The organism is Pseudoxanthobacter sp. (assembly GCF_036822375.1).
GTDB lineage: Bacteria > Pseudomonadota > Alphaproteobacteria > Rhizobiales > Segnochrobactraceae > Pseudoxanthobacter.
This window is the reverse complement of sequence record NZ_DAISHT010000007.1, coordinates 36,505-48,312: the sequence shown is the minus strand read 5'-3', so window position 1 is coordinate 48,312 and position 11,808 is coordinate 36,505. Positions and strand designations below refer to the sequence as shown.

9 protein-coding genes and 1 pseudogene are annotated in these 11,808 nt (G+C 68.5%); 8 read left to right on the top strand and 2 right to left on the bottom strand.

The window, feature by feature from the left end; translation table 11 throughout:
- Together V7067_RS01915 and V7067_RS01910 are read left to right on the top strand one after the other, a co-directional pair.
- Positions 1 to 635 (top strand): annotated as a pseudogene (locus tag V7067_RS01915) (acetone carboxylase subunit alpha); the annotation flags it as partial.
- A complete protein-coding gene (locus tag V7067_RS01910; protein ID WP_334174180.1) occupies positions 632 to 1,480 on the top strand; it encodes a hypothetical protein in 849 nt (282 codons plus the stop codon). The pseudogene V7067_RS01915 and the gene V7067_RS01910, both read left to right, overlap by 4 nt.
- A gap of 171 nt (positions 1,481 to 1,651) precedes the next feature.
- On the opposite strand, the gene V7067_RS01905 is transcribed toward V7067_RS01910, so the two are convergent.
- Positions 1,652 to 2,410 (bottom strand): IclR family transcriptional regulator, encoded by a 759-nt coding sequence (locus V7067_RS01905; RefSeq protein WP_334174179.1) that lies wholly within the window; start codon positions 2,408 to 2,410, stop codon positions 1,652 to 1,654.
- Between the two features lie 88 nt (positions 2,411 to 2,498).
- On the opposite strand from V7067_RS01905, the gene V7067_RS01900 reads away from it, so the two are divergent.
- From V7067_RS01900 to V7067_RS01885, 4 genes are all read left to right on the top strand, one after another.
- Positions 2,499 to 3,704 (top strand): multidrug effflux MFS transporter, encoded by a 1,206-nt coding sequence (locus V7067_RS01900; RefSeq protein ID WP_334174178.1) that lies wholly within the window; start codon positions 2,499 to 2,501, stop codon positions 3,702 to 3,704.
- A gap of 106 nt (positions 3,705 to 3,810) precedes the next feature.
- Positions 3,811 to 5,091 carry an MFS transporter gene (locus tag V7067_RS01895; RefSeq protein ID WP_334174177.1) on the top strand — a complete coding sequence of 427 codons (1,281 nt, stop codon included), beginning with the start codon at positions 3,811 to 3,813 and terminating at the stop codon, positions 5,089 to 5,091.
- Between the two features lie 242 nt (positions 5,092 to 5,333).
- Positions 5,334 to 5,729: a hypothetical protein gene (locus V7067_RS01890; protein WP_334174176.1), complete on the top strand. Its 396-nt coding sequence runs from the start codon at positions 5,334 to 5,336 to the stop codon at positions 5,727 to 5,729.
- Positions 5,730 to 5,877: 148 nt separating this feature from the next.
- Complete coding sequence (locus tag V7067_RS01885) at positions 5,878 to 6,687, top strand: metal ABC transporter permease (RefSeq protein WP_334174175.1); 810 nt, start codon at positions 5,878 to 5,880, stop codon at positions 6,685 to 6,687.
- A 186-nt stretch (positions 6,688 to 6,873) separates the two neighbouring features.
- On the opposite strand, the gene V7067_RS01880 is transcribed toward V7067_RS01885, so the two are convergent.
- Positions 6,874 to 8,205, bottom strand: coding sequence for a dicarboxylate/amino acid:cation symporter (locus V7067_RS01880; protein WP_334174174.1), 1,332 nt, complete (start codon positions 8,203 to 8,205; stop codon positions 6,874 to 6,876).
- A gap of 345 nt (positions 8,206 to 8,550) precedes the next feature.
- On the opposite strand from V7067_RS01880, the gene V7067_RS01875 reads away from it, so the two are divergent.
- A complete protein-coding gene (locus V7067_RS01875) occupies positions 8,551 to 10,425 on the top strand; it encodes an ATP-binding protein (protein ID WP_334174173.1) in 1,875 nt (624 codons plus the stop codon).
- Positions 10,426 to 10,438: 13 nt separating this feature from the next.
- Entirely contained in the window at positions 10,439 to 11,806 is a 1,368-nt protein-coding gene (locus V7067_RS01870) for a sigma-54 dependent transcriptional regulator (protein WP_334174172.1), read from the top strand.
- The last annotated feature ends 2 nt before the right edge of the window (positions 11,807 to 11,808 follow it).

The following is an 11,808-nucleotide window of genomic DNA, read 5'->3' as shown; positions in this document are numbered from 1 at the left end:
GCTATGCCTGCGGAACCTATCCGCTGTGCAAGATTCAGGATGTCGATGTCTATGACGTGCTGATGAACGAGCCGGAGACTTTCCGCCACTCCATTGAGGAGCTCATGAACGAACGTCCGTTCGAGGGCGCGCGCTACACCACCCATCACATGGGCATGGGGTTCGAGATTTCGAAGCGCGGCGAACTGTTCATGATCTCGCAGGGTGCCGGCGCGGGCTATGGCGATCTTCTGGAGCGCGATCCGGCGGGCGTCATCCGCGATATCGAGGAAGGGCTGATCTCGCCCGACGTCGCCGCCCGGCTCTACAAGGTGGTGTTCGACCCGCAGACGCTGGCCATCGACTATGAGGCCACCGCCGCCGCGCGGGCGGACGAGCGCAAGGCGCGCATCGCCCGCTCCACGCCCTACCGCGAGTTCGTGAAGACGTGGTCGAAGCCGAAGCCGCCGGCGCACCTCAAGTTCTTCGGCGCGTGGGGCGACGATGTCGGTACGCTCTACATGGGCGCGCCCGACAAGACGCGCGATGCGGACACTCCGCGGCCCAACTACATGCCGCATCCCAAGGACGTGCGCATTGCCGAGCTTGAGGCCCGGCTCGCCGCCGCCGGTGCGCTGGGGCAGGAAAAGCAATGAGCGTGACCCTCGCCGACCGCCTGCCGGACCGTTCCGGCAAGGCCGGCCTGCGCCTGTGGCTGAAGTCGTCGGGCTATGCCCGGCGGCTTCTCATGGGCGAGGCCGGCGACCCCTGGGTGAGTGCGCCGGCCTATCTGGCGTTCTTCACGCAGGCCCACGGGCTGTTGCGGCCCGACGTGGCGGTGATCGAGGTGGCGGACCTCTATCGCTCGTGGATCGCCCGCCACCCGGAACTGGTGACCGAAATGGCGGCGAAGCGGCGCGCGGCATGGCCGCTGCGCGCCATGCTTGAGGCCGAGGGGCCGCGGCGCCTGCTGGCGGAGGTGGTGGAGGCCGTTGCCGCCTCGCTGCGCGGGCAGGCCCCGGTTGTGCTGGCGCTGCCGGCGCCGCGGCAGTGGCTGGCCGAAGCCAGCGCCGCCGTGGGCCGGCCGGCACCGGACGACGGCGATGCGGTGGAGGATGCAGCGATGTACCTCGCCGACCTTGCCCGCGCGGTCTCGTCGCTGCCGGTCGGCGGGCTGCTGATCGAGGCCGGCGATGGCGACCTCGGCGATGTGGAGGCCTGGCGTCCGCTCGCCAATGTTGCCCGCCACTATCGCTGGGGGCTGGTGCTGCGCCACAGCGGCAGCGGCGGGCGGCTGAACGGCGAGGCGGCGGACTTCGACGCCGTCATTGCCGCGGTGCCGCCGGCCGCGGCCGGTGCCGGCGGCCGCGATATCGGCCCCGCCCTGTGGGGCGATGCGCCGCTTTCGCCGCTGGCGGCCGGCGAGTTCTATTTTGCCGAAGTGCCGCCGGGGTCCGCCCCGGAGGCCGTTCTGGAAAATCTGGCCCGCCTGCGGGCCTGAGCAAACCCGCCTTCCGTAATCCTGTTCCCTGCATTCTGTTCGAGCCATCTTGCCCCTGTCCGGAAACGGGCAGGGGCATTTTTTTTGGTGCAATAATTAATTTTTTAATTTAAGTATATTCAATAATAAATTGATATTACTGAAAATCCGGCTTCTGTGCCGGTTCGCCGCTCACGCGATGCGGGCCACACAGGCCCGCAGGGCCGCACACAGGGTGTCTTCAGCGCCATAGAACCGTCGGGACGGCACGGGCACGGCCAGCGCATAGCGGTCCGGCAGGCCGAGGTTCACGACCATTGCGACGGCGCAGACGTCGTCGGCGTGTTCCTCCCGGTCGAGGCCGATGCCGGTGCGGCGCGTCTCATCCAGTTCCGCTTTCAGGGCGGCCAGCGTCGTCAGGCTGCGCGGGGTGTTTGCCGTTGCCGGCCAGGGGAGCCGCGCGGCCAGATCGGCCGGCGGCCACAGGGCCAGAAAGGCCTTGCCGGGTGCCGTCGTGATCAGGGGCAGGCGGCAGGCCGGCGGCGTCACGATCCGCACTTCGCGCGTGGAACTCACCGCTTCCACCAGTTCGGCGAAGCCGTCGCGCTCCACCCACAGGTCGACAGTCTCCTCCAGTTCGGCCGCGAGCGCTTCCATGTGGGGCCGCACCCGGGCCGACAGATCGAGATTTGCGGCCGAGGCCAGCCGGGCCAGTGCCGGCCCGAGACGGACGACGCCGGAGGCGACCGTTACGAACTGTTCGGCCTGCAGAGCGCCGACCATGCGCTGCACGGTGGTGCGCGGCAGGCCGCAGGCCCGGGTGATGCGGGCAATGGTCTGCCCGCCCGGCTCCTGTTCCAGCGTGCGCAGAATGGACGCCGCCCGCGCAATGACCTGCCGTCCGCTATCCGCCTCATGGCCGGCGGGGCCGGTCGGTTCTGTCGTCGTCATGACCGATATCCGGTTGATGTATCCGTTAAACGGTTATATCCGTCAGCGGGTGCCGCAGCCAGCCGGCAATCGGGACCGGGATATCGTGATGTCTGCCTTCAAGCCAGCACCGGCCAGCGCCGGGCGCATCATTATCATTCTCGGCGCGCTCGCGGCCTTCGCGCCGGTGGCGACCGACATGTATCTGCCGGCCTTCGGGCTGATGGCGGCGCATTTCGGCGTGGAGGAGGGCAGCATCGAGGCCACGCTGTCGGCGTTCTTCCTCGGGCTGGCCGTCGGGCAGGCTTTCTACGGGCCGCTGATCGACCGCTTCGGCCGGCGCGGGCCGCTGCTGGCCGGTATCGGCATCTACACCGCGGCGACGCTGCTCTGTCTCGTGGCACCGGATGTGACGGTCTTTACGGCGCTGCGTTTTCTGCAGGCGGTGGGCGGCTGTGCGGGCATGATCGTGGGCCGCGCCGTGGTGCGCGATCTGTTCGACGAGCGCGAGGGCGCCCGGGCGCTGTCGCTGCTGATGATGGTGATGACGCTCGCCCCCATTCTGGCCCCCGTTCTGGGGGGCTTCATCGTCACCGTTGCCGGCTGGCGAACGGTGTTTCTGTTGATGCTGGCCTTCGGCCTCATCTGCGCCGTTCTGGTGTGGCGGGTGCTGCCGGAAACCCTGCCGCCGGAGCGCCGCCATGCGCTGAGCCTGCGCGCCATCGCGGCCACATGGGCGCATCTCCTCGGCCACCGGCCTTTCATCGTGCCGGCCCTGGTGGGCGGGCTGGCGCAGGCCTGCATGTTTGCCTTCATCACCGGCTCGCCGTTCGTGTTCATCAACCTGCATGGTGCGAGCGCGCAGACCTATGGTTTCCTGTTCGCCCTTATCGCCTGCGCGCTGATCGTTTCCGCCCAGCTCAACCGCATGGCCCTGCGCCGCTTCCGACCGCCGGTTCTTCTCGGTGCGGCGCTCTGCCTCAACGTGGTCGCGGGGCTTACGCTCGTTGCGGTGGCCGGCCGCCACGATCTGGTGCTGCTGCTCATTCCGCTGTGGTTCGCCATCGGCTCGCTGGGTTTCATCACGGCCAATGCCGCGGCCATCGCCATGGGCGCCAGCGGCCCGCATTCCGGCAGCGGTTCGTCGCTCATCGGCATCCTGCAGTTCAGCTTCGCCTTCGCGGTCTCGGCGCTGGTCGCCGGCCTGCAGAACGGCACGGCCTATCCGATGACCGTCGCCATCGCGGCGTGCGGCTCCGCAGCGCTGCTGTTGTGGAGCCTGGCCCGTCTCGCAGGGGGCCGGGCCCGCGCCTGAGGTCGCATCTTCGCCCGCAAGCCTTTACCCCTGCTGCGCTGTCGCGCAAACTCGCGCGGCGGACGGCGGCTGTGGCCGGCCGGGGGGCACCGGGGAACTGAGGACGATGCGGCATCAGGCAGAGGGCACGCGCCCTTCGTGGCGGCTGATTCTGGCCATCACGATCGGGAACGGCTTTGAACTCTACGATTTCACGCTGTTCAGCTTTTTCGCGCTGACGCTGGCCGAGGTGTTCTTTCCCGAGAACACGCCGATGACGGCGCTGCTGTTCACGCTTTCCACCTTCGGCGCCGGCTTCGTGACCCGGCCGCTGGGCAGCGTCATCATCGGGGCGTTCGCCGACCGCGTCGGGCGCGGCCGGGCCATCACGGTGAGCTTTGCGCTGATGATGGCCGGCACGGCCATCGTGGCGCTCTGCCCCGGCTATGAGAGCATCGGCCTGTTCGCCCCGCTTCTGCTGCTGGTCGGGCGCCTTGTGCAGGGGTTCGGTCTTGGCGGTGAGATCGGGCCGACCACGGTGCTGTTGTGGGAGAGTGCGGGCGAGGGTCGCCGCAATCGCTTCGTTGGCTTTCAGATGGCCAGTCAGGGCGCCTCGGCGGCGCTCGGCGCCCTTGCCGCTCTGGCCCTGCGCGGGGTTTTCAGCGAGGCGGAGATCCTGGCCGGGGCGTGGCGCATTCCCTTTCTCGCCGGCCTCGTGATCGGCCCGTTCGGCCTCTATCTGCGGGCGACGATGCGGCAGGAGCCGGCCGGCGGCAGACGGCAGGCAAGGCCGCTGCGGCTCGCCTTCGTCGAATACCGGCGGCAGGTTGTGGCCGGCCTTCTCCTCATCATGACGTTCAGCACATCGTCATATGTTATTGTTTTTTATGTTCCGACCTATCTCGTGCACATGATTGGCCTTGCGCCGTCCTCGGCGCTGCTGGCGGGGGTGGTGGCCGGCATCGTCATGCTGGCGGTTGCCCCGGCAGTGGGAATTCTGGCTGACCGGTCCGGTGTGCTGAAACCGTTCGTGCTGGTTGCCGCCCTCGGCACGGCGCTGTTCGTGCTGCCGGTGTTCTGGCTGATGCTGCACGGGGCGCCGCTGTGGGGCATTCTGGCCGGGGTGGCGGTGCTGGTTCTGTTCAACGCCATCGGCGCCGGTCCGGGGCTGGCGCTGATCCTGACAGCATTCCCCCCGGGCGCGCGCGCCACAGGGCTTTCCACCGCCTATGGCCTCGGCATTGCGGTGTTCGGCGGGTTTGCCCAGTTCATCGTCACCGCCCTGATTGCGATGACCGGCGAGCCGACCGCCCCGGCGTGGTATGTGATGGCCGCGGCAGCGATCAGCCTTGCCGGCGTTGCCCTCATCCGCCCGGCACGGCTGGCCGATGCCGCCTGCGCCGCCTGAGCCTGCGCGCGGCCGGCCGGCGGCACGCCGCAATGCACAGCTATGTCGCCATCGGCCGGAGATTGTTCCGATGTGCACATCAGGAGCTATCGACTCGGGCTGATCCGGTCGCGCAGAATGCCGCCGGAACGAACATCCGCCCCGGGGAAAGGTCTTCTATGCGCAACGTTGCAGCGGTTGTGGCCGCATTGCTTTTGTCGGCCTGTGCGAACGTCGAGACCGTTCGTCTTTCGCAGAGCCAGATGATGATCAAAGCCAGCGTCGATCCGGATTGCGGCAGCGCTCAGGCCGCGAAGATGGCCGCGCAGACCGCCGCGGTGGAGACGATCCGCGCCGGATTTGACCGCTATATCGTGATCGGCGCCCAGAGCGCCAACAACGTGCAGTATGTGCAGCAGCCCGGCACTTACGAAACCACCAAGACCGTGAAGCCCGACGGCTTCGGCACCAAGGTGACGAAGACCTCCACCTATGTGCCCGGGGCGACATTGTCTCTCGGCTCGTACGATCAGGATCTGACCATCCAGATGTTCCATGACGGCGAACCGGGCAGCGAGAATGCCCTGTCCGCCCGGGAGGTGCTCGGGCCGGACTGGCAGCGCACGGTGGCCAACGGCGTGTCGACGGTCTGCTTCTGAGCCGGGGGATCGCCGCCGGCTTCCTGTCCTGTCCGGGGTGATATAGAGAGGAAGGTGTGAGGCCGCGCCTTCCCCTGCTCCGGCTGGAGGGAGGTGGCGGAAATTTCAGAAAAATAAAATAATCATAATGCCTTGAAGGTAATTTTTCATGTTTGAATACACATTCATGGTCAATGCCTTTCAGGCCGCCGGCATTGTTGCGGTGCTGGCCGGCACGGTGGGCTATTTTCTGGTGCTGCGGGGGCAGACCTTCGCCGGGCATGCTCTCAGCCACGTCGGCTTCGCCGGTGCGACCGGTGCGGCACTGGTCGGGCTGTCGCCGCTTGCGGGCATGACCGGTTTCACCGTGCTGGCAGCCATTGGCATCGGGTGCCTTGGCGAGCGTGCCGAGGGGCGGGATGTGGCGATCGGGCTGGTGCTCTCGCTGTCGCTCGGCCTCGGGCTGTTGTTCCTGCACCTCTACACCGCCTATGCCGGGCAGGCGACGGCGCTGCTGTTCGGCAACGTGCTCGGGGTGTCGCGCCCGGTCATCCACACGCTGGCGCTGATGGCGGCCGGCGCGCTGGTGGCGCTGGGCATCATCCTGCGGCCGCTGGTGTTCTCCAGCCTGCAGCCGGAGGTGGCGGAGGCCAAGGGTGTGCGGCTGCCGCTGGTCTCGGTGCTGTTTCTGGTCATCGTCGCGCTGGCGGTGGCCGGGGCAACGCAGATCGTCGGCGTGCTGCTGGTGTTTTCGCTGCTGGTCGGTCCGGCCGCGGCGGCCATGCGGCTCACGCGCCATGTCGGCCGGGGCGTGCTGATCTCGGTCGCGGCAGCCCTGACGGCGGCCTGGGGCGGCCTTGCCGCAAGCTACTACACGGACTGGCCGGCGAGCTTCTGGATCACCACCCTGTCGGTGGTGTTGTGGGGGCTGGCGTGGGGCGCCGCGCAACTGCGCGCAGCACGCCCGGCTGAAGCCTGAAGGGGAAGGACGGGAGCGGGCTGAGCGCGCCGGCCGCGCGGGCCGAACGGCGCCGGGAAAAGCAAAGCCCCGGCCGGCCTTTTCGGGTGCCGGACCGGGGCCCGCCTGTTGCCTCCCGCCCCGGCGGGAGGGGGGCACCCGCCGGGACAGAGAGAGCCGCAGCTGAAGGCGGGACTGAGCAGTCTGTCAGTCGCCCAGAATGGGTTCGTCGATCTCACCGCGCGCAATCGGATGCCCGCTCAGCGCGGCCTTCAGGGCGTCGTCGTCAACCTCGCCTTCCCAGCGGGCAACGACGATGGTGGCCACGGCATTGCCGATGAAGTTGGTCAGGGCGCGGCACTCCGACATGAAACGGTCGACGCCGAGGATGAGCGCCATGCCGGCAACCGGCACCGAGGGCACCACCGAAAGAGTGGCGGCAAGGGTGATGAAGCCCGCACCGGTGATGCCGGCCGCGCCCTTCGACGACAGCATCGCCACCGCCAGAAGCAGGATCTCCTGACCGAGCGTCAGCGGGGTGTCGGTTGCCTGCGCGATGAACAGCGCGGCAAGCGTCATGTAGATGTTGGTTCCGTCGAGGTTGAAGGAATAGCCGGTCGGCACCACAAGGCCGACGACCGCCTTGGAGCAGCCGGCCCGCTCCATCTTGTCGATGAGGCCGGGCAGGGCGGCTTCCGACGACGAGGTGCCGAGCACCAGCAGCAGCTCTTCCTTCAGGTAGCGGATCAGCGCCAGAATGGAGAAGCCGTTGAGGCGCGCGACAAGCCCCAGCACGCCGACCACGAACACGATGGCGGTGACGTAGAAGGTGAGCACCAGCAGCGCCAGATTGGAAACCGAGGCGATGCCGAACTTGCCGATGGTGAAGGCCATGGCACCGAAGGCGCCGAGCGGCGCGGCCTTCATGAGCAGGGCCACGAGCTGGAAGATCGGCGCGGTGAGCGCCTGCAGAAAATCCAGAACCGGCTTGCCGCGCTCGCCCACCATGGCCAGCGCAATGCCGAACAGCACGGAGCAGAACAGCACCTGCAGGATATCGCCATCGGAGAAGGCGGCGACCAGCGTGGGCGGAATGATGTTGATGAGGAACCCGACGATGGACGTCTCGTGCGCCTTGGTGGCGTAGGTCGTGACCGCCTTGGCATCGAGCGAGGCGGGGTCGATGTGCAGGCCGGCGCCGGGCTGCACCAGATTGGCGATGACGAGACCGACAACCAGCGCCAGCGTGGAGAACGTGATGAAGTAGATCATCGCCTTGCCGGCGACACGGCCCACTTTCTGCAGGTTGCTCATGCCGGCGATGCCGGTTGCAACCGTCAGGAAGATGACCGGCGCGATGATCATCTTCACGAGCTTGATGAAGGCGTCGCCGAGCGGCTTCAGGCTGGCGCCGAGATCGGGATAAAAATGGCCGAGGGCGATGCCGCAGCCGATGGCGACGAGAACCTGCACATAGAGATGCTGATACCAGCGGCGCGGTGCGTGCGGCACGGCGGCGGCGGGGAGCGGTGCGATCATGACTTCGCGGTCTTTCCTGCCCGGTGCGGGGGCGATTTTTGCGCGCGGCTTTCCATCACGGAAACCGGTGCGGACCCCGCGTGATTGACGACAAGGATTGAAACGGCAGCATGGCCGTGGCACTCAGCCCGCGTGACCGGCCGAGGCAGCCGTGGTTTCAAGAGCAAGGCCTGTGCCAGCCCGCGAGGCCGGAACAGGTGCTTGAAATCGCGTTGGTTTTTCTCGGTATTCGACCAAGGTATAGGGGCAGGATGTGCGGCAATCCGCACAGAGTGGACCTTGGTGTGCTGAAAATCGCACGTCTGGCAGGGCAGTTTCGGGGGCGATATGGCGGCAGAGGCACCATTGGAGGAAAATCCGGCGAAGGCGCCGCCGGTGCCGGGGGCGGGGGGCTACCGGCGGCGGTTGTGGCTTCTGGTCGCGGTCTCGCTGGCTGCCAGCGTGCTGGCGGGGCGGGGCATCGAGGTTTTTGTGGCCGGTCAGCAGATGGCGACCCTGACGGCGCAGGCCGGCGAAACCGCAACGCTGACGGCGAGCGTGCTGCAGGCCGAACTGGAAAAGCAGCGGGCGCTGCCGCTGGTGCTGGCTCAGGACCCCGACGTGATGGCGGCGCTGCGCGCCCCGTTGCCGGCGCGGCTTGAGGCGCTTGACCGCCGGCTGCAGCAACTGGCCGGCGCGGCGCGGGTTTCCGTCATCTACCTGCTGAATGCCGAGGGCACCGCCATCGCCTCCTCGAACTGGCAGCAGCCCGACAGCTTCGTCGGCACGAACTATGGCTTCCGGCCCTATTTCCGGCAGGCGGTCCGCGACGGGGCGGTGGAGCATTTCGCGCTCGGTTTTGTCAGCGGCCAGCCGGGCCTCTATTTCGGTCGCCGTATCGAAAGTGCCGGGCGGCCTCTGGGCGTGCTGGTGGTAAAAATGACCTTCGACGGGCTGGAGGCGGACTGGCGCCGGCTGTCGATGCCCGTCGTCGTTGCCGACAGCCGCGGCATCGTGCTGATGACCTCGGTGGCGGACTGGCGGTTCGCAACCCGCACGCCGCTGACCGAGGACGACCGGCGCGCGGTGGTGGCAAGCCGGCAGTTCGGCGATGCCGCCCTGCGGCCGCTGCCGGTTGACCGGCGCCCGGGGGAGGAAGCCCTGCTGCGCCTGCCCGGCACGGATGCTGCGCTGCCGGTGGCTGAGATCGCGGTTCCGGTCGGCAGCACCGACTGGTCGCTGCTGGTTTTTGCCAGCACGGCGGAGGCGACCGGCCTTGGCCGGCTGACCGGCGCCCTCGGCGCGCTTGCGGTGCTGGTGGTGATGCTGGGTGCCGGCAGCCTTGCGCTGTGGCGCGCCGAGCAGCGCCGGCGGCGCGCGGCGGACGAGGCGGCGACGCGGGCCGAGCTTGAGGCGCGCGTCGCCGAACGCACCGGCGAACTGCGGGCCGCCAACGAGCGCCTGCGCGCGGAAATGGATGCCCGCCGGCGCGCGGCAACGGCCCGTCAGCAGTTGCAGGATGAGCTGCTGCAGGCCAACCGGCTGGCGACGCTGGGCCAGATTGCCGCCGGTGTGGCGCACGAGATCAACCAGCCGGTCGCGGCCATCCGCACCTTTGCCGACAACGCCATGGGCCATCTGGACCGCGGCGATGCGGCGGCCGCACGGCGCAGCGTGGCCTCCGTTGCCAAGCTGACGGAACGCATCGGGGCCATCACCGGGGAGTTGCGCACGTTCGGCCGCAAGGCACCGGTCCAGATCGTGCCGGTTTCGCTTGCCGAGGTGCTGGATGGCGCCCTGCTGCTGCTCGGCCACCGGCTGCGCACCCAGCATGTGGAGGTGAAGACAGCCGAGATCGCACCGGGCCTGCGCGTGATGGCCGATCAGCTCCGGCTTGAGCAGGTGTTCGTCAATCTCATGCAGAATGCGCTCGATGCCATGGCCGGGCAGGGCAACGGCACCATCGAAATCCGCGTTGCCGAGAGCGCGGGGCAGGTGACGGTGACGATCCGCGACAACGGCCCCGGCCTGCCGCCGGCCATTCTGGAAGCCGTGTTCACGCCCTTTTCCACCACCAAGCCGAAGGGACTCGGGCTGGGCCTCGTCATTGCCCATGATATCGTGGCCGAATTCGGTGGCCGGCTTTCGGCCGGCAACGACAAGGCAGGCGGGGCAGTGATGACGATGATCCTCAGTCGCGGTGTCGCCGCTGCCCCGGGCGGGCTGGCGGCGGCGGGGTAGAACGGGCGTGACGGTGGCCGACAGCTGCGATGTGCGCACGGTTGCATTCGTCGACGACGATGCCGACCTGCGGCTGGCCAATGCGGAAAGCCTGGCGCTGGCCGGGTTCGAGCCGCTGGCCTTTGCCGGCGGTGCGGAGGCGCTGGCGGCACTCGGACCGGATTTTCCCGGCGTCGTGGTGACCGATCTGCGCATGCCGCAGATGAACGGGCGGGTCTTTCATGCGCGGCTGCGCGCGCTCGACCCGGACCTGCCGGTTATCTTCATCACCGGCCACGGCGACGTGGCGACCGCCGTGGAGGTAATGCGGGAGGGGGCCTATGATTTCGTCACCAAACCCTATGCCAGCGAGCGCCTGACTGCGGCGGTGCGCCGGGCGCTGGAAAAGCGCCGCCTCGTTCTGGAAAACCGCCGGCTGCGCGCGGCCGCCGAAGCCGGCAACGATCCGCTGCTGATCGGCGAGACGCCCGCCATGGTGCAGCTGAGGCGCACGCTCGCCCATGTGGCGCGCGCCGATGTGGACGTGCTGGTGCTGGGCGAGACCGGGGCCGGCAAGGAGGCCGTGGCAACGGCGCTGCACCGCTGGAGCCGGCGGGCGGCAGGCCCGTTCGTGGCGCTCAACTGCGGGGCACTGCCGGAAACGGTGGTGGAAAGCGAACTGTTCGGCCACGAGGCCGGGGCCTTTACCGGGGCGCAGCGTCGCCGCGTGGGGCGCATCGAGCATTCGGCCGGCGGCACCCTGCTGCTGGACGAGATCGAGAGCATGCCACCCGCGCTGCAGGTGCGGCTGCTGCGGGTGCTGGAAACGCGAACGGTGACGCCGCTCGGCACCAACGAGGAGCGGCCGGTCGACATCCGCGTCGTGGCCGCGACCAAGGCCGATCTCGCCAACCCGGCCGAGCGCGGCAGTTTCCGTGAGGATCTGTTCTATCGCCTCAATGTGGTGACGGTGCGCATTCCCCCGCTGCGCGAGCGCCGGGCCGATATTCCGCTGCTGTTCCGCTTCTTTCTCGGCCGTGCGGCGCGGCGGTTCGGCGTTGAGGCGCCGCTGCCCGGCGAGGCGGTGCGGCGCCACCTCTCCGGCCACGACTGGCCCGGCAACGTGCGCGAACTGGCCCATTTCGCCGAACGGGTGGCGCTGGGGCTGGGCGAAAGCGAGGCACCCGCGCCGGCCCCCGTCGGCGGCGGCAGTCTGGCGGAACAGGTCGACGGCTTCGAGGCCGCGCTGATCCGGACCATGCTGGAGCAGCATCGCGGCGACGTGCGCCTCGTCGTCGAGGCCCTGTCCCTGCCGCGCAAGACCTTTTACGACAAGCTGAAACGCCATGGCATCCGCGCCGCCGACTTCCGGCCCGGGGGCGCCGCCGGCGACGACGACTGAAA